The 21,914-nt window shown below is 30.2% G+C and carries 23 protein-coding genes and 1 rRNA gene; 10 read left to right on the top strand and 14 right to left on the bottom strand.

The window, feature by feature from the left end; genetic code table 11:
• The first annotated feature begins 62 nt into the window (after positions 1-62).
• From PW5551_RS08570 to PW5551_RS08545, 6 genes are read left to right on the top strand one after another with little or no spacing between them, the layout of a single operon-like run.
• Positions 63-1,124 (top strand): ABC transporter permease, encoded by a 1,062-nt coding sequence (locus PW5551_RS08570; RefSeq protein WP_113075396.1) that lies wholly within the window; start codon positions 63-65, stop codon positions 1,122-1,124.
• The gene (locus PW5551_RS08565) at positions 1,121-2,071 is read left to right on the top strand and encodes an ABC transporter permease (protein WP_113075364.1); all 951 of its coding nucleotides are present in this window, start codon (positions 1,121-1,123) and stop codon (positions 2,069-2,071) included. Before PW5551_RS08570 ends, PW5551_RS08565 begins: the two co-directional genes overlap by 4 nt.
• A 24-nt stretch (positions 2,072-2,095) precedes the next feature.
• Positions 2,096-2,734, top strand: a complete 639-nt coding sequence (locus PW5551_RS08560) for a ribonuclease HII (RefSeq protein WP_233488497.1) — start codon at positions 2,096-2,098, stop codon at positions 2,732-2,734.
• A 33-nt stretch (positions 2,735-2,767) separates the two neighbouring features.
• Positions 2,768-3,775 carry a peptidyl-prolyl cis-trans isomerase gene (locus tag PW5551_RS08555; protein WP_113075363.1) on the top strand — a complete coding sequence of 336 codons (1,008 nt, stop codon included), beginning with the start codon at positions 2,768-2,770 and terminating at the stop codon, positions 3,773-3,775.
• A gap of 16 nt (positions 3,776-3,791) precedes the next feature.
• Entirely contained in the window at positions 3,792-4,097 is a 306-nt protein-coding gene (locus PW5551_RS08550; RefSeq protein WP_113075362.1) for a metal-sulfur cluster assembly factor, read from the top strand.
• Positions 4,098-4,113: 16 nt separating this feature from the next.
• A complete protein-coding gene (locus PW5551_RS08545; protein ID WP_113075361.1) occupies positions 4,114-4,920 on the top strand; it encodes a HemK/PrmC family methyltransferase in 807 nt (268 codons plus the stop codon).
• Here PW5551_RS08545 and PW5551_RS08540 read toward each other — a convergent pair.
• From PW5551_RS08540 to cysC, 3 genes are all read right to left on the bottom strand, one after another.
• The gene (locus PW5551_RS08540) at positions 4,904-5,650 is read right to left on the bottom strand and encodes a translation initiation factor IF-2 N-terminal domain-containing protein (protein WP_113075360.1); all 747 of its coding nucleotides are present in this window, start codon (positions 5,648-5,650) and stop codon (positions 4,904-4,906) included. The genes PW5551_RS08545 and PW5551_RS08540 overlap by 17 nt on opposite strands.
• A 27-nt stretch (positions 5,651-5,677) precedes the next feature.
• A complete protein-coding gene (locus tag PW5551_RS08535; protein ID WP_113075359.1) occupies positions 5,678-6,286 on the bottom strand; it encodes a DUF4897 domain-containing protein in 609 nt (202 codons plus the stop codon).
• A 63-nt stretch (positions 6,287-6,349) separates the two neighbouring features.
• Positions 6,350-6,955, bottom strand: coding sequence for an adenylyl-sulfate kinase (gene cysC, locus PW5551_RS08530; RefSeq protein ID WP_113075358.1), 606 nt, complete (start codon positions 6,953-6,955; stop codon positions 6,350-6,352).
• Between the two features lie 196 nt (positions 6,956-7,151).
• Between cysC and PW5551_RS08525 the strand changes: the two genes are divergently transcribed.
• Positions 7,152-7,919 (top strand): ZIP family metal transporter, encoded by a 768-nt coding sequence (locus PW5551_RS08525; RefSeq protein WP_113075357.1) that lies wholly within the window; start codon positions 7,152-7,154, stop codon positions 7,917-7,919.
• A 24-nt stretch (positions 7,920-7,943) separates the two neighbouring features.
• Complete coding sequence (locus tag PW5551_RS08520) at positions 7,944-8,732, top strand: sulfite exporter TauE/SafE family protein (RefSeq protein WP_113075356.1); 789 nt, start codon at positions 7,944-7,946, stop codon at positions 8,730-8,732.
• Here the strand turns inward: PW5551_RS08520 and PW5551_RS08515 are convergent.
• The 4 genes from PW5551_RS08515 to PW5551_RS08500 are packed head-to-tail and all read right to left on the bottom strand — an operon-like array spanning position 8,729 to position 12,774.
• Positions 8,729-10,201, bottom strand: a complete 1,473-nt coding sequence (locus PW5551_RS08515) for a GGDEF domain-containing protein (protein ID WP_113075355.1) — start codon at positions 10,199-10,201, stop codon at positions 8,729-8,731. The genes PW5551_RS08520 and PW5551_RS08515 overlap by 4 nt on opposite strands.
• A 4-nt stretch (positions 10,202-10,205) precedes the next feature.
• Complete coding sequence (locus tag PW5551_RS08510) at positions 10,206-11,363, bottom strand: 2-oxoacid:acceptor oxidoreductase subunit alpha (RefSeq protein WP_113075354.1); 1,158 nt, start codon at positions 11,361-11,363, stop codon at positions 10,206-10,208.
• Between the two features lie 32 nt (positions 11,364-11,395).
• Entirely contained in the window at positions 11,396-11,608 is a 213-nt protein-coding gene (locus tag PW5551_RS08505; RefSeq protein WP_113075353.1) for a ferredoxin family protein, read from the bottom strand.
• Between the two features lie 29 nt (positions 11,609-11,637).
• On the bottom strand, positions 11,638-12,774 hold the full coding sequence (locus PW5551_RS08500) for a sodium ion-translocating decarboxylase subunit beta (protein WP_113075352.1): 1,137 nt from the start codon (positions 12,772-12,774) through the stop codon (positions 11,638-11,640).
• Between the two features lie 206 nt (positions 12,775-12,980).
• On the opposite strand from PW5551_RS08500, the gene PW5551_RS08495 reads away from it, so the two are divergent.
• A complete protein-coding gene (locus tag PW5551_RS08495; RefSeq protein ID WP_113075351.1) occupies positions 12,981-14,123 on the top strand; it encodes an aldo/keto reductase in 1,143 nt (380 codons plus the stop codon).
• 19 nt (positions 14,124-14,142) lie between these two features.
• Positions 14,143-15,255, top strand: a complete 1,113-nt coding sequence (locus PW5551_RS08490; RefSeq protein WP_113075350.1) for an aldo/keto reductase — start codon at positions 14,143-14,145, stop codon at positions 15,253-15,255.
• 55 nt (positions 15,256-15,310) lie between these two features.
• Here the strand turns inward: PW5551_RS08490 and PW5551_RS08485 are convergent, their stop codons facing one another.
• The 7 genes from PW5551_RS08485 to rrf all read right to left on the bottom strand — a co-directional run bounded on the left by PW5551_RS08485 (position 15,311) and on the right by rrf (position 21,878).
• On the bottom strand, positions 15,311-16,615 hold the full coding sequence (locus PW5551_RS08485) for a hypothetical protein (protein ID WP_113075349.1): 1,305 nt from the start codon (positions 16,613-16,615) through the stop codon (positions 15,311-15,313).
• A gap of 23 nt (positions 16,616-16,638) precedes the next feature.
• The gene (locus PW5551_RS08480; RefSeq protein WP_113075348.1) at positions 16,639-17,556 is read right to left on the bottom strand and encodes a glycosyltransferase family 4 protein; all 918 of its coding nucleotides are present in this window, start codon (positions 17,554-17,556) and stop codon (positions 16,639-16,641) included.
• A 38-nt stretch (positions 17,557-17,594) separates the two neighbouring features.
• A complete protein-coding gene (locus PW5551_RS08475; protein ID WP_113075347.1) occupies positions 17,595-18,620 on the bottom strand; it encodes a glycosyltransferase family 2 protein in 1,026 nt (341 codons plus the stop codon).
• A gap of 89 nt (positions 18,621-18,709) precedes the next feature.
• Positions 18,710-20,179: a hypothetical protein gene (locus tag PW5551_RS08470; protein WP_113075346.1), complete on the bottom strand. Its 1,470-nt coding sequence runs from the start codon at positions 20,177-20,179 to the stop codon at positions 18,710-18,712.
• A gap of 23 nt (positions 20,180-20,202) precedes the next feature.
• Entirely contained in the window at positions 20,203-21,162 is a 960-nt protein-coding gene (locus tag PW5551_RS08465) for an asparagine synthetase A (protein ID WP_113075345.1), read from the bottom strand.
• Between the two features lie 241 nt (positions 21,163-21,403).
• Entirely contained in the window at positions 21,404-21,610 is a 207-nt protein-coding gene (locus PW5551_RS08460) for a hypothetical protein (RefSeq protein WP_146738348.1), read from the bottom strand.
• Positions 21,611-21,764: 154 nt separating this feature from the next.
• Positions 21,765-21,878: ribosomal RNA gene (rrf, locus tag PW5551_RS08455) — 5S ribosomal RNA — on the bottom strand.
• Positions 21,879-21,914: the final 36 nt, after the last annotated feature.

Genomic DNA, 21,914 nt, shown 5'->3' with positions numbered 1-21,914 from the left:
CTAATAACATAGGAGGCGCTAAAGAGGTGACTTCTTCATCAAAAATTGCAAATTCAAAATGGATGTCTTTTTTAGTTCCAACTTTAGCTGTATTAGTTTCACTTTTAATAGCAGCAATAATAATATTAATTATTGGTCAAAATCCACTTAAAGCATACGGAGAAATGATTAAAGGTGCATTTGGTAGTAGCTTAGCCTGGGCTGATAATATTACAAAAATGACAAGTTTATTACTTACAGGTTTAGCTGTGGGATTCGGATTTAGAGCCGGTGTATTCAATATCGGGGCAGAAGGTCAAATGGCTATGGGTGGTATTATGGCTGTAACTGTCGGATTAAGTCTTGGAAATGTTCCTCCTGCAATAGCTATACCTATTACTATTATCGCTGGTATGGCTGGTGGAGCTTTTTGGGCCTCTATTGCAGGTTGGTTAAAAGCTAAAACTGGTGCACACGAAGTTATAAGTACTATAATGCTAAACTGGATTGCTTATCACATTACAAATTATTTAGTGGCTGGACCTTTTGCTGTAGGTGCTGGTGTTCCCAAATCTCCTGAAATAGCAAAAAGTGCCCAACTTCCTCCTCTTTTTACCGTACAAGCATCTACTTTGCCTTCAAGCATTTTAATAGCAATAGTGGCGGCTATAGTTATGTATATTATATTAGATAAAACAACTACTGGCTATGAGGTTAAAGCTGTCGGGTTAAATCCATATGCTGCTGAATATGGCGGAATTTCTATTAGTAAAAATATTGTATTAACGATGGCAATTTCTGGTGCTTTAGCAGGATTAGCTGGTGCTTTAGAGGTCATGTCAGTCCATCACAGAATATTCGGTGCATTTACAAGCGACAGAGGTTTTGATGGAATTACTATAGCCCTCATAGGACAAAATAATCCTATAGGAATTATATTTGCTGCTTTTCTTATATCTTCTCTTAGATCAGGATCAAACGCTATGCAAACTATTGGTGTACCAGATGATATTATTGTTGTTATACAAGGTATAATTATTTTCTTTGTTGCTGCCGACAGAATTATTAAAACTTGGATAATAAAAGCTTCAAGTTTAGGTAGAAAAAAATCACCAGAGAAAATAGAGGATGGTGAAGAAGAATGAACTGGGTTGAAGCTATATTTACAGCTTTTGCATCTCCTCTTTTTTATAAGCTAACTATACTTTCTGCATTACCTCTTGTTTTTGCGGGAATCGGAGGAGTTTTTAGTGAAATCACTGGTGTAACAAATATTGCCCTTGAAGGTATTATGAAATTAGGTGCTTTTACTGCTGTAGCTTTTACTTTTCTAACAGGTAATCCTTGGTTAGGAGTGCTGTTAGGTATGCTTGGCGGTTTAATTTTAGCATTTTTACACGCTTATGTATCTATTGAGTGGTCAGCAAACCAGATTGTTTCTGCAACTGCTCTTATTTTAATCGCTCAAGGTTTTACCGGTTTTTTAATGAAACCTATTTTTGGGCAAGAAGGACAAACTGATTTTGTAACTAAAATCCCAAATGTTAAAATAGAAGCTATTCAAAATATTCCTTTTATTGGAGAAATTTTTGGAGAAATTAGTGCTTTCTTTTATATAGCTCTTGTAGTTATTTTTGGTTCTTGGTTTTTACTTTACAAAACTCCTTTAGGATTAAGAATGCGCTCTGTTGGTGAAAATCCGAAAGCTGCAGATACTTTAGGCGTAAACGTCAAAGCAATAAGGTATTTTGGGGTATTAATGAGTGGGGTTTTGGCTGCTTTAGGCGGTATGTATCTGGCTATAGGAGATATTGGTCAATTTCAGGAACAAATGCCTGCAGGTAAAGGTTTTATTGCATTAGCTGCCATGATATTAGGAAACTGGAATCCAATTGGTACAATGTGGGCAGCCTTACTTTTTGGAGCTGCAGAAGCAATGAATATCCAGTTACAAACACTGATGGTTCTTCCTTCAGAAATTAAAGCGTTGTTAAATTTATTACCTTTTGTTTTAACTATTATTGTCGTTGGAGGATTTGTTGGAAGAACTAGAGCTCCTGCTGCTGATGGTGTGCCATACGAAAAAGAATAACAAACTGATGAGAGGAGTCTATTTTTGCAAGATTTAATAGAGTATAATTTATTATTGAAATACAAAACTCTTATAGGGGTAGATGAAGCTGGAAGAGGGCCATTAGCTGGCCCTGTTTTTATAGGCGCAGTAGTAATAGAATCCAAAAATGATTTTATAATTTTATCTAAAATAGGAAAAGATTCAAAAAGTCTGTCATCCAAAGAGAGAGAAAAAAGATACTTTCAATTAATCAATAATTTTAAGTGTTATAGCAACTTCTCTACTCCTTCATTAATTGATAAAATCAATATCTTTAAGGCTACTGAAAAAGCGATTACAAAACTTGTAGAAAAACATATAGATCCTTATAATTCTAACTATCATATTATTATAGACGGAAAATATTTTAAGATTCCATATTCTTCAGAATGTATTGTAAAGGGAGATGAAATTTCACCTCTGATTGGCGCAGCTTCTATTATAGCTAAATATGAAAGAGATCAATACATGATACATTTGCATAACATATTCCCAAATTATGACTTTGCAAGTCACAAAGGATATCCGACAAAAAAGCATATTGAAAATATTATAAAATTTGGTATAATATCAGAGCATAGAAAAACTTTTAATCCGATTAAGAAATTTATAGAAGAGGGCATAATAAATATAATACAATGAATATTTAATAATTTATTTTAGGAGGTCCTTTAAGTGAGAAACAAAATTTTCTATTTTTTATTATTTTTTATGGTTTTTTCTACCTTGGTATTTTCAGATTTTTCTTATCAACCAATAAATCAAAATATTTTTGCAAAAGTTAATAATGAAACTTTAAGTGAAGAACTTTTAGTTTCGAGATCACAGATTGTTTATTTATTATCTGATATGAGTACTAATTACCAAGACTTTTATACAGTTCTTACCAATACAGCCACAGGAATAGAACTTATTCAAACATATTTGAATGACCAGGCTATGAAAATTATTAACCAAGTACTTTTTGTTCAATTTGTAGAACAAAAAGGAATTGACTTAGAACGGGAATCTCTTAGAAATGAAATAGAAAATCAATTCTCAAATGTCTTTAAAGATGCGGGTATCCCTGATGAAAATATCGAAGAATACTTGTTGCTTCTAGGTTATACATCAAAAAGCAATTTTATTGATGATTTTTTTTATCAAGTTTTGTATAACGATTCGATAATGGCCTTATATGAATTTATTTTTCAACAACAAACTGTTTCAGAAGAAGAAATCTTAACCGAATATAATAATAATAAACCTGTTTACAAATCCCGCCCTTCCGCGGATATAAAGATCGTTGTCTTTAATACTGAAGAAGAAGCTTCTTACACATATACAAGGATTATTGAGGGATATTATACTTTTGAGGAAGTGTTTGAACTGTCTGACAATAATGTCACTACTAATATTAGCCTAGAAGATGAATTAAATAATTTGGTTAACACAGTGAAAAACAATCCTCCAGGATATATTACTGAACCAATCCTTTATAATACTGAAGACAATACATTTGCACTATTGAAAATTGAAAAAAAATATCCAGAAAGACAATTAAGTTTTGAAGAAGCAAGAAACCAGATAATTTTTAACTTAAAAGACAAAAAAACTCAAGAATATTTTGATAAAGTTTTACCAGAAGAGTTTGAAATTTTTAGAAAAAACTCTGTCGTAATAATCAATTCTGAGTTATTTTAAGGAGGACGTTATTTATATGCCAAATGTTGGAAAAGAAAATATAATGGATGCCCTAAAAGAGGTTTACGATCTAGAAATAGGCTTTGACATTGTTTCTCTTGGTTTAATATATAAAGTTGATGTTGATGATAATAACAATGTACACATATTGATGACTTTAACAACGCCTATGTGTCCTCTTGCTGGTTTTATCGTAGATAGTGCCAAAGAAAAAGTAAAAGAAATAAAAGAGGTAAATGAAGTTGAGGTAGAACTAACGTTTGATCCGCCTTGGGATCCACAAATGGCGAGTGAAGAAGTTAAAAATCTTTTAGGACTATAGAGGAAAGATATAAAAAATGAAAGTGCAAGAATTAGTAAATAAATTTCAGGGGGAGCTTAAAATCTCCCCTTTTCATATTTTAAAAGTTTTATCACAAATTGAAGAAAAAGATATTTCTTTTTATCTTATTAACCCTAATTTGGAAGTCAGAGAATCATCTGTTAGAAATATATTAAAACATTTTAAAGAAGGCTATCCCATAGAATACATTACAAATAAAGTAAAATTTATGGGAAATGAATTCTATGTAAATGAAAATGTGTTAATTCCAAGGATAGAAACTGAAGATCTTGTCATATTTGCTATTAATTTAATAAAAGAAGAAAAGATAAAAAATGTATTAGATATTGGTACTGGTTCTGGAGCAATAGCAATATCTATAAAAAAAAACATAAACGATATAAATGTTAAAGCATCTGATATTTCATCTGAAGCAATTAAGACAGCAAAATATAATGCAAAAAAACTAGGCGCAAATGTAGAATTTAAAACAGGAGCATATTTAGAGCCTTTTTTAGAAGAATTAAATGAAATTGAGCTTATCGTGTCAAATCCACCCTACGTTGAAACAGATTTTATTGACTCGAATACTTCACTAAAATACGAACCATACATTGCATTAAATGGGGGTAATGATGGTCAAAATTTTTTTAGAGTAATTACAAAAAAATATTCTAATCTTCTCATTAACAAATATTTAATCTTTGAATCGAGTGAATTTTCTATAAATAAGACGGCAATGATTCTTTCTAACATCGGGGTCCCCAAGATAATTCCTGACTCTTTTGGTAAAGGAAGGTTTGTATTTATTTCCCCTGATTAGCAAATAAACTTAACACAAGCATAATTTCTCCTACTCCAATTTTAAGTTCTTTTCCAATTTCTTGTGGGGTCATACCTTGTTTGTAAAGTTCTAATATTTTTTCTTTATTATCATAGTTAGACTGCAATGAATTATGTTGTACCTTTGAATTATTAACATCTTTTGAGTTCTCAACAATAAACTTTTCTTTTATAGAATCAATTTCTTTAAATGTTAACTTTTCTAAATGATTTTCTATATTAATTCCAATATTTTCATTTACAAAATCGATTAACTCTCTACTTGAAATACCCAACTCCTTAGATAATTCGTAAACTCTCATACCGGCATTGGAATCTTGATTTTGTTCTTCTACTTTTTGGTTTAATATTTTCAGATCATCTATCTTTTCTTGAATTTTTTGTTTTTCTTCCTTTTTCTGTGTGGATGTTTTTTTATACTCATTTATTTTATTTTCTAAGTCAGTTAATAAAGAAAACGTTTTAGAGTAAGCCTCATCTAAATCTTTTAATAACTCATCAACTAACTCGATTTTGTTATCTAATGCTCTTAATCGTGAAGAAGTTATTTTTTGAAATCTGGCTAAAAAAAGATTCCCCTCTTCAGAGATAGATTCATTAACGTTTTTTACTTCACTATTATTTAAGGTTTTAACAAAATGTATTAAAAGAAAAACGTTTATAATCGAAACTAGAAGTGAGAATATTACAAGTACATACAAAAATATCATATTTGCCCACCTACTGTCAAAAATATTCTATTCTTTAAATTCTATAGAAGGATATCCAAAAGTGCCGGTATAGGTATAACCTATTAAATTTTGTTCTATATAAGTTGGAGTAGGATCAACACTAATTATTTCCCAACTTTCAGGATAAACAATTTCAACTGTAACTCTTTGATTTGGACCACTTAAGAATTGATTTGGAAGCGAAAATTCCACATTACCGTCATCCTTTTTAAACACAAAACCTTTTACCTTAACACTTTCATGCAGATTGATTATAGGAAAGTTAGAATTAACTTTTGATTCATAAGATAACACTACAAAATCCCTAGGAATTTGTTCTTCTAATTTATTCAATTCTTCTTGAAAATGTTGTAGTTTCTCCGCATCAGATGTTTGAAATCCTTCTAACAAGGTATTAAAATCTCTTTCATTTTCTGCTCTTATATCTACGTTTGTTATAAAATCAACTGTGTAGTCTTCGTATATTTCAAATTTTATATCTCCTTTTAATACCTGAAAGTTGAGCTGCAAATTTCTAAACATAAAAAATTGAAAAATTCCTAACCCTGCAAAAAATATTAAAGTTATGATAATAAAATTAAAATTGTTGTTTCTTTTTTTTTGATCGTTTGACATAGTCTTATTCCTCCAAATATTAGACAATTTATTTTTCTGAGCAAGTTTATAATCAACTCATTTTTAAATTATTTTTTTGCTTTTCAAGTAATTAATCACTTTTTTTGATGATTCTTCTATAGTTTCTTTTTCTGTTTCTAAGATTATTTCAGGATTTTGTGGTTCTTCATAAGGAGCAGATATTCCAGTAAACTCTTTTATTTCTCCTTTCAGCGCCTTTTCATACATCCCTTTTGGATCTCTTTGTTTTAATTCATCTAAAGGACATTTTACATAGACTTCTATAAACTCTCCTTCTTTAACTAAATTTCTTACTCTTTTTCTATCTTTTCTGTAAGGGGATATAAAAGCAGTCATCGTTATTATACCAAGCTGAGAAAACAACTTCGCTACTTCTCCTATCCTTCTAATATTTTCTTCCCTGTCTTCAGGAGAAAAACCTAAATCTCCATTCAATCCATGCCTAATATTATCTCCGTCTAATACATATCCTAATTTCCCCATTTGATATAGCCTTTCTTCAACTTCATGCGCTATAGTAGACTTCCCTGAACCTGAAAGCCCTGTGAACCAAATTATTACACCCTTTTGACCTAATAACCTTTCTCTATCCTCTTTTTTTACTTTTCCTTCATGCCATACTACGTTCTCACTCTTTTTTCTTTCCACTTTTCTACCTCCAAATAATATTTTGAACATATTTTACATAATCATTATACCAAATAAATTACAAACTTTCAATTTTAATCCTTACTAATTTTTTCAAATTTCGTAACACCGTAAAAAAATAATCAATCTATAATTATTAGAGAAAATTTCTTAATCTTAAATAATTTAATAAAATAATGATGCTGGAGGTGTAATCATGGGGAATTTATCCGGAACCCAGATATGGCTATTTGGAACTCTTGCTAGCCTTATTGCTGGATTAGCAACAATTATAGGTGCTATCCCTATTTTTTTCTTAAAGAAAGAGTTGGAAGAAAAACAGTTGGATATGTTTCTTGGTTTTGCTGCAGGGGTCATGCTTGCTGCTACCATGTTTTCACTTATCATACCTTCTATTGAAATAGGTGGTATTCCGATAACCGTTTTAGGAATAATTAGTGGAGCTTTAGCAATAGATTTAATGGATAAATTTTCACCTCACGAACATTTTTTAAAAGGGCACGAAGGTCCCGAACTAGCCAGGTTAAAAAGAATATGGCTTTTTGTTATAGCCATTGCATTACATAATTTTCCTGAGGGTATGGCCGTAGGTGTGAGTTTTGGTGGAGGAATGATAGCCAATGGTATAACTGTAGCTGTGGCTATCGGTTTACAAAATATTCCAGAAGGTACAGCAACAGCTTTTTCATTGTTGAAAGCTAATTATAGCAAAAAACAAAGCTTCTTTTGGACTTCTTTGACTGGCTTAGTAGAGCCAATAGGTGGATTAATTGGTGCATCCTTGGTAGTTTTTATTCAACCTGCCTTACCTTTCTTTTTGTCATTTGCAGGCGGAGCGATGCTATACGTTATAAGTGATGAAATTATTCCCGAAACTCATTCACATGGTTACGAAAGAACCGCAACATTTTCTTTAATATTTGGTTTTATTCTTATGTTAATATTAGACGTTGCCTTAGGATAAAAAAATAAAGGAGGAAGAAACAAGTTGATAAGTTTTTATATAATATCAATAATTGCAGGTTGGGGAGCAGGTGTTGTTACAGGGATTATAGGCGCTAGTGCCGCGGTTGTGATCGTACCAGTTTTTATAGCATTTTTGAATATGCCTGCTTTTGAAGCTATAGGTATCAGCTTAGCCACTGACGTAGTTGCATCTTTAGTTGCTGCCAACACATATAGAAAAAATGGGAATATAGACCTAAAGTCTGGAATCCAAATGGCTATAAGCGCAATTTTCGGAGCAATAATAGGAAGTTGGCTTTCTTCTTTTGTCCCTTCAGCTGGTTTAGGAGGTTTCACAGGAATAGCTATTCTATTAATAGGATTCAGTTTTATAAAGAAACCTCTAAATGAAAGAATCAAAAATTTTCAAGAAAAATATAATTCATCTTCTTCTAACAACTCAGTAAAAACATATATAATTTCTATCTTTTGGGGATTACTAATAGGGATTATAGCAGGATTTGTTGGTGCAGGTGGCGGAGTTATGATTCTCTTAATACTCGCATTTGTGTTACGCTATAGAATTCATGTTGCAATAGGAACCTCTGTTCTTATAATGGCTTTTACAGCTTTATCTGGAGCTATTACTCATGCTTTATATGCTCCTATCCCTTGGGATCTACTTATTTTCTGTGTAGTTGGAGCTGCTATAGGTTCAAAAATGGCTGCTTTATTTGCAAATATGGCCTCTGAAGAAAAACTTGGTAAAATAGCAGGGTTTGCTTTTATTTTTCTGGGAATGTTAACTGTTATAGACGGTTTTATCTCTTAATCTATCACAATTCTATTTTTACCAAGTTTTTTTGCTTTGTATAAATTTTCATCAGCTTTTTCAAACAGTGTATCTATTTGATTACTATTACCCCTTGCTACACCTACTGAAAAAGTGTGTTTGTTTTTTTTCTTCCAATTTAGGTTTACTCTTTTTAATATTGAGTAAACCTTTTCTTTATCTATTTCATTAATGAAGGCTACGAATTCATCTCCTCCATATCTAAAAATTTTATCAGAATCCCTCATGCTAAGCTTCAAAGTTTCAGAAAACTCTTTTAACACTATATCCCCCTGAGAATGGCCATATTTATCATTAATATTTTTAAAGTCATCAAGATCAAATATTGCTATTGATATTTCTTTGTTTTTCGTATATTTCAAAGAAGAGACGTATTTTTCATAAGCTCTTCTATTGCCAATTTTAGTAAGAGAATCTATTTCTGCATCTCTTTTTAAAGTATTCTGAAAAAGTTTATTCTGCCACATCATGACGCATTCTTTTGCATAATAATCAAGTATATCAAGTTGTTCGTCCGTTATAGATCTCATAGTATAACGATTGTCACAAATAAAAAAAGCCAAATGATCTTTTTCTGTATAAAAAGGAGAAAACGCTATTTCTCCTCTTAAATCTAAAAGATTAACAATTTCATTATCTATTCTACTCACTGGCACTTTTATTGTTTTATTTTCTTGAATCGCTTGAAGAAAAAGACCGTTATTTAAAATAACTTTTTTATCTAAAGTATACATTTTTAAATACTTCTCTAAATTCGAGAAGTATTTAACTCCATTATCATATCTTTCTAAGTACGGTTCTATATTATCCTCTAATGTTTCAAAAGCTTCATATATTTGATGGGCCTCTTTTGCATTTCCAGGTCCTAAAGCTCTTAGAACTTCGAAATGGTCGTTGCTTTCAACATACAATATCGATCTGTTAAAAGCTCCACTGAATCCACCTGTAATCCCAACCATAGATGCAAAAACCATTTCATCTATAGTAGAATCAGGATTATAACCTCTTTTTATTAGCTCTTTAGATGTGTTGAATACACTAGCAAGTTTTGAAGAATTAATCAAAATATCAACTAAAATTAAACCTATCAAAGGATTAGCTTTTTTAATAATTTCAAATATAAAATCTGTCTCATTTTTTTTGAGAATTTCATAATCTATTATTACAAATTCATCATTATAATCAGATAATTTTATCTTTATACGTTGTTCCACACTTTTATCAACTTCTTCGACACTCTTAATAACAAAAACAGAAAAGGAATTACATACTTTAAGAAATTTGTAAAAAGTTTCTGGAACTTCATTTGGATCTTCATGGATTCGTATATCTACCCAAAATTCAAGAAGAATTTCTTTTGTTAGATTTTTTACTAAAAACGTAATGCCGGGATTAAGATAAGAAATTTTTATATTTTTTATATACTTTTCTGGAATTATATTATCCATGTAATCACATCTCCGTTATCTGCACCCACATTTTCATGATCACATTCAATATTTCTTCGGGAGTTATTAATTCTCCTGAAGTTTTAGTCAAAGATTCTACATGTTTGTTCATTTTATTAAGACGTGACATCTCTTTAACATACTGCCCCATATTCATCTCTGGTACAATAATTGTTTGTGCGTTTTTAAATATCATTTTCAACCTTGAAGTAGGCATAGGCCATATAGTTATAGGTTTAAAAAAACCAACTGGTATTTTATCACTTCTAGCTTGTTTTACGGCTTTTAATGCACTTCTTGCAACACTACCGTATGCGACAACAACTATATCAGCATCTTGTAACATATATTCGTTATAAATGGAAATTTCTTCAGCCGATAATCTAATTTTAGAATCAAGATGTTCTATAACTTTTGATATTGTGTTAGGATCTCTAATTGGGAAACCGCTTTCATCGTGTACCAGTCCGGAAACATGAAACCTACTTTTCCCCATTTCAACAAGTGGATTTACTGAAAATCTTTCTTCTAAATCAAAAGGCAAAAACAATTCTTCTTCACCTATATCCACCTCTTTTAATCTTTCCACAACCTGAGGATTTTCTTTCTCATAATCAAAATAAACATTTTCTCTCATATGAGCTAATGTCTCGTCCAGAACTAAAACTACAGGTGTTCTATAAGTTTCTGCATAATTAAAAGCAGTAATTGTATAATTATAAACCTCTTCAACTGTTGAGGGATAAATTGCAATAATATGATGATCTCCATGTGTTCCCCAACGTATTTGCATTATATCTCCTTGAGAAGGTTTAGTTGGAAGTCCCGTGCTGGGTCCTCCTCTCATAACATCAACAAAAACACATGGAACCTCTGTCATAATTGCGTAACCTAAAGCTTCCTGCATAAGAGAAAAACCAGGACCACTAGTAGCTGTCATTGATTTAACGCCGGCAAGTGAAGCACCAATCATTGCAGCTGCACTCCCAAGTTCGTCTTCCATTTGAATAAATGTCCCACCTACTTTAGGTAATTCTCTGGACATATATTCTGCAATTTCCGTAGAAGGAGTTATGGGATATCCAGCAAAAAATCGACATCCTGCTTTTATTGCTGCCATCCCAACCGCTTCATTACCTTGTAAAAAAAGCATTTTACCCATCTAATTCACCTCTTTTTGAAGCTTAAAAAATGCTATGAATTAATCTCTATAACGTTTATAGCAAAATCCGGACACATTCTTTCACATTGTAAACATCCTGTACATTTTTCATGATCTGGTACAACCGGTTTTCCAAAACTTTCCTCTATTATAGCATTTACAGGGCAAATCCATGAACAAATACCACAATTTTTACAATAATTGTAATTGATAAACACCTTGAAACTTTTTGTACTAGATGGCATTAATATATTCCTCCTAAAAAGAATTTTAATCAAAGTACGCTTAAAAACATTCCAGCAGCTATTGCCGAACCAATAACTCCTGCTACGTTTGGTCCCATAGCATGCATTAAAATGAAATTTCCTGGATCCGTTTCTTGAGCTATATGCTGAGCTACTCGGGCTGAATTTGGAACCGCGGACACACCAGCTGCTCCAATTAAGGGATTAATTTTTTCCTTGGAAAATAGATTCATCAATTTTGCAAACCCAATTCCACTTGCCATGGCAACAATAAAAGCAATTGCTCCTAATAAAATTATTTTTAATGTAACCATTGATAAAAAAACTTCAGCCGTAGCTTTAACCCCAACAGAAAGCATCAACAATATGGTAACAGTGTCAAGTATAAAACGCGAAGCAGCTTCAGCAAGTCTTCCGGTAACTCCAGATTCTTTCAATAAATTTCCTAACATTAACATCCCTATCAAAGGTAAAGATTGAGGAACAATTAGAGAAACTAAAATAGTGGTTACTATAGGAAAAATAATTCTTTCTCTTTTTGAAACTACTCTTAATCTTCTCATCCGAATTTTTCTTTCTCTTTTTGTAGTCAACATTTTAGATATGAACGGTTGTAAAATAGGTATAACAGATATATAAGAATAAGCTGCCACAGCAATAACGGGTAACAAGTCTGGAGAAAACTTTGAAGCTAAATAAATTGAAGTAGGCCCGTCTGCACCCCCAATCATACCAATAGCAGCAGCTGAATTAATATTAAACCCTATCAGATTTGCAAGAATAAAACTAATAAATATTCCTATTTGAGCAGCTCCCCCTAACAAAATTAATTTTGGATTAGCAATAAGGTATGAAAAATCCGTTAATGCTCCAATTCCTAAGAAAATTAAAGGTGGGTATATCCCTTTATCTAACCCTAACTTAATATACCATAACAATCCTCCGGGTTGACCATTTTCTGGTTGCATCAAAACTCCTGTTACCTCTGGAGGAATATTAGCTATAATCATTCCAAAGCCGAGAGGAATTAACAAAAGAGGCTCAGCATGCTTTGAAATAGCTATGTAAATAATTATAAGACCGAGTATTATCATGAAAACTTGAGATAGGGAAATATTCATAAATCCACTACTGCTGAAAAAATAAAGCATATCTTCTAATACCATTCGACTACCTCCTGAGAAGAGAATAATTGAAAAATTTTTCAATATATAGAATTATTTTTATTATATCATAATCAACTTTTTTCCTATATTTTTAAAATAATAATTTCTCTTTTTATTGTATTTAAGATATAATATAAACAGAAAAGTTTATTATGCCAACTAAATATTTTGTATTTTTTTTATTATTTTTATGGAGGTGTTTGTTTTTGAAATATAGAAAGTTTAGTAAATTTGATGATAAAATTTCTACATTAGGTTTTGGTTGCATGAGACTACCAATTCTTGATAATGATGAAGGAAAAATCGATGAACAAACTGCAACAAAAATGCTTAGATATGCAATAGACAATGGGTTGAATTATGTAGATACCGCTTATCCTTATCATCTAGGTAACAGTGAATACTTTGTTGGAAGGGCCTTGAAAGACGGATACAGAGAAAAAGTCTATTTAGCTACTAAAAATCCTGTTTGGTTGGTAAATACGTTTGAAGATTTTGAAAAATATCTTGATGAACAGTTAAAGAAACTTGATACTGACTACATAGATATGTATTTATTGCATTCTCTTGATAAAAATCGGTGGAAAAATGTATATAAATTGAATGGATTAAAGTTTCTAGATAATGCAAAAAAAACTGGGAAAATTAGATACGCTGGATTTTCTTTTCACGATGACTTTAAAACATTTAAAAGTATTATAGACTCTTACAATTGGGATTTTTGTCAAATCCAGTTTAATTATTTAGATACTCATTACCAAGCAGGACTTGCAGGGTTAAAATATGCTCATCAAAAAGGTTTAGCAGTTATTGTGATGGAACCTCTTAGAGGTGGAAAGTTAGTCAATAAATTACCTCAAGAAGCACTTGATATTCTTAATGCTTTAGATCCTTCGAAAACTCCAGCGTATTGGGCATTAAGATGGGTATGGAACCATCCAGAAGTAACTACTGTCTTAAGTGGAATGTCAAATATGGAACAGGTTATAGATAACATAAAAAGTGCAGAAGATTCAGGCCCGAAATCCTTGTCAGAAAAAGAACTAGAAATAATTAACAAAGTTAAAAACATTTACAATAATAAATCAAAAATAAATTGTACTGGTTGTAACTATTGTGTACCTTGCAAAAATAACATCGCCATTCCAAGCGTTTTTAGTATATACAACGAAGGATATATTTATGATAATATAGAAGAAGCTAAAAAAAGATATCAATCCTTAATAACAGATAATGTAGATCCTTCAAGATGTGAGGAATGTGGTGATTGTGAAAAGGAATGTCCACAACATCTACCTATAATTTCTCTTCTAAAAATGGTGAGAAAAGAACTAGAATTATCTCATTGAAATTACGGAGGTGAGACAGATGCAAACTCGAAAATTGGGTGATACAGGCTTAGAAGTTTCTCTTTTAGGACTTGGTGGATTTCATATGTTAGAAATTTCCAAAGAATTGGTCGCAAAATTGATGGATATATATTTAGAGTCGGGGGGAAATTATATTGAAACGGCTGCTGAGTATGGAGACGGTGAATCGGAAAATAAAATGGCATATGCCTTAAAAGGTAGACGAGACCAGGTAGTTCTTGCCAGCAAATGTCATGCAAGAGATATGAAAAATGCTCAATATTTCTTGGAAAGAACATTAAAGAACTTAAAAACAGATTATTTAGACGTTTTATTTCTACATCATGTTACAACTCAAGAAGATTTAGAGGCTTTATTAAATAGTGACTCATCTCTCGACTATTTTTATAAAATGAAAGATAAAGGATTTATTAAAAATTTAGGGGTTTCTTTTCATGGACTTTGTGATTTTGCACTTAAGCTAATTAAAACTGTAGATTTAGATGTAGCTATGACCCAATTTAATTATTTTGATGTTTTTAATTTTCCAAGTACTTACAATGAGTTTATTCCTGTAGCAAGATCAAAAAATATGGGAATAGTTGGTATGAAAGCTTTTGCCGATGGTTACCTTTATAGATCTACAGAAGATGCCCTGAATTATGCTTTAACTCAGGATATTGATGTTATGGTAGTAGGAGCCAATTCGGAGGATATGTTGAAAAAGGATATTGAAATAGCTAATAATTTTAAACCTTTATCTCAAAAATCTATTGATAATCTTTATTATAAAGCGCAAGAGCTTGGCAACTATGTTTGTAGACAGTGTGGAAAATGTTTGCCCTGCCCTGAAAGTATAGACATAATGAAAATTTTTGAATTTGAAGGTTGGTTTGATAGACAAATGAGAGATTATCAGCCCCATGAAGCTCCTGATTATGCTCTAAGAGAACGGTTAGCGTTCTGGTTTGGCAATCAAAATGTAGCTAAAAAAGCTTATAGTGATTTAAATAAAAATTATAATAATTGTACAAAATGCATGGTCTGTGAAGAAAGATGCCCTTATGATATTCCTATAATAAAGAAATTAAAGTTGGTAGATTTCAAACTCGGTAGTGGTGAATTGTTTTAATATCCAAACAATAAAGTGAGGAGTCCTTATAGGACTCCTCTGATATTTAAAAAATTTAATTTTTTATAAACTCCTTCATACTTTTTCCATTCTTGGAAAAAATATCTTTATACCAGTTTTTATAATCATTCAAAATTTTATCCTCTGAAATTTCGTATATTTCTTTTAAATCTTTCTCCATATCAATTTCTTCAAATATTTTTGCTAATAAATTTTTCTTGTTAGTTATCTGTTCTATACCATAGGCATTTACTAAATCTAGTAGAAGTTCTCGTTCAAACTCTCTTTTGCTTTTTAAATCTTGGAATATTGAGGAAACTTCATTTATCATATTTTTTATTCTAAAAAAATAATGCTCTTTATCTAATTTACCAATATTTTCATCGTATATAATATGATCCATAAAATCCATAAATTCTTCTTCCATTTCTATAAATAAGTCATAAGAGTCATCATAATAATCACCTTTGTAACTTTCCTCTTTTGGACTAGAAGTTGTTGCATCTAGTAACTCACTTTCAATATCTTCCATGTTTTTTATTGTAAAATCTAAATCTACATCATCTATATCATCATCAAATATATAATCATCTTCATCAAATTTGTTACTATATAAAAAGTTTGTATAACGCTCTAATTCCTTTTTGGCTTCATTCTCTCTAATAAAATCATTTGGTAATAAATTATAAGCTGAAAAATATTCGTCCGTAATTTCACTGATGTCTTCATAATTAACGATAGAAATTTTTTCAATTATCCTATCGTAAAAAGGCGTTATTCTTTGGGCTATATTTGGAAGAACAGCTACCCTAAAATTATTTGTTTCTTTTAACAGGCTATTATAAAAACCTTGAAGACTCTTTCTATCAGTTTGAATATAAATATCAAAATAATCTCCATAACTACTATTTGTAAATATTATATGGTGTTCAATTAATCCCTTGCCCATTTTTTTTAAAAATAAAAAGACCAAATTATTTTCTTGATTTATTGCATAAAAAAAAGATTCCTCCGTAATTATTTCATGAGTTCTATTTTCATGATCGGAAGAAAGTATAGAAATCATACTTTTCTTTTTTGATTTAAAAAACGTATTCATTCTAAGAATTGTTAATACAAGAGGAATATATTCAATATCCACATTCAATTTTGATAATTTCCCTTTATATTCATCACCAATGTTAAACTCATTGTTTAACCACTTATAATTTCCAAATCTGCCTTCTACTTCATATATATATTTTTCATAAATATCAGGATTTTTGTTGTTTCTTAACATAGCTTCGTCTAAAAAAATCTTTTTTACAGATATTGGACGAAGTTTCATATAATCACCGTAATTTCCTTTTAAAATAATCATAAAAACGCACCTCTTCTAGTAAATTAATCATATTTGTATAACTTGAAAAAATATCCTACAAAAATAAAGGTTATTATTGTAATTATAACACCAATTACTTGAAAATCCCATGCAATTAATCCTATTATGCCAAAAATAAAAGATATAAAATATGTGATCAAAGCAACAAATAAAGGTTTTAAATTAAATTTTTTTCTAATTTTATCATATATATGTTCCTTATCTCCAAAGAATGGAGATTTATTATTAATAACTCTTCTTATAATTGCCCATACCAAATCGGTAAAATAAAAAGCCGTAATCATTAATGAAATAAAATACCCCCCTCTTCCCGATCTTCCTGAGAGGAAAGAAAAAGAATAGAACAAAATAAATCCTAGAAGATATGAACCTGCATCTCCTAAAAAAATCTTGGCAGGTGGAAAATTATAAACTAAAAATCCAGAAATGGCAAATACAAAAATCAATAATTCGTAATTTTTTGAAATTATCGAAAAAAACAACAAGCTAACTATAGCTGTACCAGCACACACTCCATCCATTCCATCAACCATATTAACTCCATTAATAAGAGCCATTCCGGTTATTACTAATAATAAAAATTGAACAGGTTGAATTATTCCTGCTACAAAATAAACCGCCATAGAGACTACTACAAATTCACTTACTAACCTTATATAAGGAGACACGCTTTTTATGTCATCGTATAAACCAATAAAAGTCAAGATAGAGGCAGGAACTATAAATCCTATATCTTTATAAAAGAAAGGCAAAACTGAAAGAAAAACTACAATGCCACCTAAATAAGGTATAGGTTTCTGATGAAGTTTTAATTTATTATCAGGTTTATCAACTATATCAAATTTAAAAGCAACTTTTATCATAACAGGAACTAAACAAAGCGATAAAATGAAAGAAAGCATTACTTTATATATCAGCAACTTCTATTACACCTTCGATCTTTTAGAATATTAGAATATTATAATATACTCTGTTTTTCTTTTTTTCCACCTCTTATTATACTAAAAAGAGTTCCCAATCCATATGAAATATGTAAAGATGGAAATACAAGAAGACTACAAAAAAATAATTTTAAATTCCTCAATTTTATTGAAAATCTAGAGGAAAAATATACATCAAGAATAAAATAAAAAATTAAAGGAATTAAAAATACAAAATTAAAAATAAAATTCTTAGAAAAGATTAAAAATAATATCAGAAAAATGATATATATAGAAAAAAGAAAAGGAATGAAATGTCTGATAGAAATGCCGTAAGGTGAATTTATTAATGTAATATAATTCCAATAACCATTGGAAAAGTTTTTTTTCAAAAACAACTTAATTTTTGAAGGAACATAGTAATAATTTATCTGAGGTATCAAGAATATCTTTAGATTATGTTTCCTCATTCTATAATTAAACTCGATATCTTGATTTCTAATTAACTTCTCATCAAAATAACCTACTTTTTCAAAAACATCTCTTTTATAACAAGCATATGCAACTGTATCTATTTCTCTAGGTTCTTTTGTATAATACCTATGTTTTGCAGCAGTGCCAAAAACTGAAGAATATGCGTATGATATTGCATTTTGAATACAATTATTTTTGTCTAATCCCTTTGCCATCGATACACCACCAACAGCATCAGCTTCTGGATGACTGAGTAAAAATTTCACAGATTCTTTGATGTAATCTTTACTAAATTCTGTATGGGCCCCAGCAATCAAAATAAAATCCCCTTTACTTTCTTTAATCCCTAAATTTAAACCGTGAGGGGTGTAAATCTTTTCATTATTAATAATTTTAATATTTGAAAAATCCCTTTTTATTTCTCTAACAATTTCAACAGTTTTATCTGTTGACTTTCCATCAACAACAACAATCTCATAAGGCTCATATGACTGCTTTATCAATGAGAGCAAAGATTTTCTTATTGTCATTTCTTCGTTTCTACAAACTAGAATTACTGAAACTAAAGGCTGGTTAATTTTAACTTTCAACTCCTTTTTTACACCTTTATAAATTGCAATTATTCTCTTTCTAGTAAGATTTTATTTTTCTTAGCATAGAAAATTAATATCTTTAACTACTAGTATCTATGATATCTTCTCTGACTAGTGATAATATTAATACCATTATCCTCTAATAGTTTCAAATATTTTTCATACCCCGGTAAACTAGAAGGCACAATAATTTTTCCGATATTCCAATCTAATAATGTTTGCACAATTTGGTCTGAATTTACAGGAGAATCAAAAATAATAATTCCCTTCTGAGGAATTATCTCAAATCTCTGCAAAGTCAATTCCAAAGCATTTAATGCTATCTCTCTATTTAAACAAGATTGATTACCTGAACATATTAAATTATCTTTAACATATACAACTGTATCTGATTTATGAATTTTTGCAACTTCAAAAGCCAATTTTTCTGTTGAAGATAAATCCATATAAACATCAAGATAATTTTGTTTAATAAGTAAATCTCCATCAATTATGTATTCTTCGTTTAAATTTAGAATTTGCTTATTGATCTTAAAAACCATTGGTTTGTAAGATATCAATTCTTCTCTATTATTAAAATCATTAGAAAATAATAATGCATCATGCTTCGAATCTTTTAACTCCTTAATAACATTTATATCATCAGTATAAATAACCCCACCTTTTAACTCCCTTATTGTTTTTACAAACTTTTCTTTTTCTTCTGAAGTAGGAGTTAAATATCCAAAAACAAATACACCTTTTTTGGCAAATCCTAAAAATTCATCTTCAGATAAACTGGCTAATTTAAAAAGAATCTTAATATCTTTTAAAATTCTTAAAGTTGGTTTTTTATGAAAAGTCATATTCTCCAAAAAATCTATAAAGCTGTCTTCACCCAAAAATTTCATCAAAGTAGCTTCTTGCATAGGATTTGAACCATATCTAAGATTTCCTAAAATCTCAAAAAACTCATGATCAAATTTTTCAGCCGCAAACAACTCAGAAAAAGTTTTATGAATATTTGCATCATATTTAGATGTTGAAAAGAAAACTTTTAAAGCCAATTTTCTTCTCAATTGTAATGGAACATCTCCACAATCTTCTAAATTATCCATTACAAGTTGATAATCTTTTGGATCTACCAAAGAAACAACATCTTTATAATTCTTTGCTGCAGCTCTTAAAAGAGAAAATCCTCCAATATCAATATAATCCAAAAGAGATTCCTCATTAACGGTAGTTTTTACAATCTCCTCAAAAGAGGGGAAATTTCCAATAACCATATCAATTCTTTTTAAATTGTAATCTACCATATCCTTTTCATGAGTTTTCTTATTAGATTTAGCTAAAATTCCTCCCATAAGTTTAGGATCAACGCTCTTTACACGACCATCTAAAATTTCAGGAAATCCTATAAAATCCGACATTCTTATAGTAGATATGCCTTTTTTTTCTAAATATCTTGCTGTTCCTTCAGTGCTTATTATTTCTACCCCATTTTCAAACAAAAATTTGGCAAATGATTCCAAATTAGTCTTATCATAAACAGAAATTATCGCCCTTTTAATATTCATAAATAACCTCCAAAAATAAATTATTAAATTGTAAATTTCCCAGGCGCTTTTCCAAACAATCTTGTTTTTTCTACATGATCCAAACCTAAAATAAATCGGGTGAATCTTTCAATACCAATACCGCAGCCAGCTGATTGTTCTAAATATCCTTCTTTTGCAATTTTTAAATAATCTTCATAACTTTCCAGCCCATTTCCTTTTAACTTTATTCTTTTCACAATTTGTTCATATTCATGTTCACGTTCTCCCCCAGAAATACCTTCTCCGAAACCTTCGGGGTATATTAAATCAAAATCTAAAAGAATATCAGAATTTTTTGGATCTTGCTTATCATAAAACTCTCTTTCCAAAATAGGAAAATCTATCAACCAAAGAGGTTGATCACTCTGTTCGGACAACAATTTTTCATATTCATCACCATAAAGTTCTTTTGCTTTTTTTACAGAAATCTTTTTAAATGGCTTCGAAGGAATTTTTAATGATGGATGATACTTTTCTATTATATCAGAATATTTTTCCAAAACATTTCTTATAACGTAAATAATCAAATCTTCCATTAAATCCATAATCTCTTCCCTTTTTTTATTTTTTATTTCAATATCAAGCTGAACAAAATCTATTAGATGTCTTCCTGAATCATACTTTTCTTCTTTTTCTAACCTTAAATTTGGAGAAAAAGAGAATATTTTATCGTGAACTAAAACACTAACTTGCTTTTGTAAAATCATCGATTTTGTCACATAATACTTATACCCATAATAATCAATTTGTGCATCTAGAACATCATGGTTCAAAGGATCTGTAATTGTTGAAATAATTACTGGTAACATTTCAACAAAACCTCTCTCTACGAGAAATTCTCTTGATGACCCCAAAATCTCAGATTGAATTATCAAAGCGTCATAATAAGTTTTATCAGATAAATAACTCTTTACAACTTCAACAGAATCTACCTTTTTTGACATTTCTAAAATCTTTTTCATAAAATTTCCCCTCCTGTATGTTTGTAGAAAATAAAAAAACCGACGCTAAATATTTGGCGTCGGTAATATATGACAACACTCAGCGTAAATTACCGACGCTGTGTATTGTTATTATTATTATTTTGAAAACTACTAAAGCTTATAATAAAACTAATTATTTCGCCCCTGTAAAACATATGAACACCTGACTCTTCTGAATTTTTTATATTTTATCACAAAAATACTCGCTAGTCAACTAAATTTAAAAGAAATATGTAATCAATTGATAAATTATAGTTATTCCAAGAAGAATCAATATAATTGGAAACGCAATAGTAGCCAAACCAAAAAATGCAACAACTACTAAAATTATACCGGCGATAATAATTAAAATTCTAAAGATCAAAGGAAAAAAAAGTACAGCTAAAATGATTAAAAATATAGCTCCTAAAAGCGACAAAATATTCATCAACATAGAAACCCCCCTCTCTTATAATTAAATTATTTTTTTAAAGCCTTATATATTATTATAACTCTTGGATCATTAAAATTTATCTACTAATAGTACAAATTATAACAAAAAAATTGCCGCTCTAAAAAGAAGCGGCAATTAAATAAAAGAAAGGGGGCGATACCTACTCTTGCACGAATGAATCGTACTACCATCGGCACGATACGGCTTAACCGTCAGGTTCGGTATGGGTCTGGGTGTTTCCCGTATCGTTCTCTTCACCCCCTATTACTCACTCAATAGTGCATAGGGTTTTTGGAAT

This window comes from Petrotoga sp. 9PW.55.5.1, from assembly GCF_003265365.1.
GTDB lineage: Bacteria > Thermotogota > Thermotogae > Petrotogales > Petrotogaceae > Petrotoga.
Note: the sequence above shows the minus strand (reverse complement) of the source record. Positions and strands in the feature narration are given on the sequence as shown.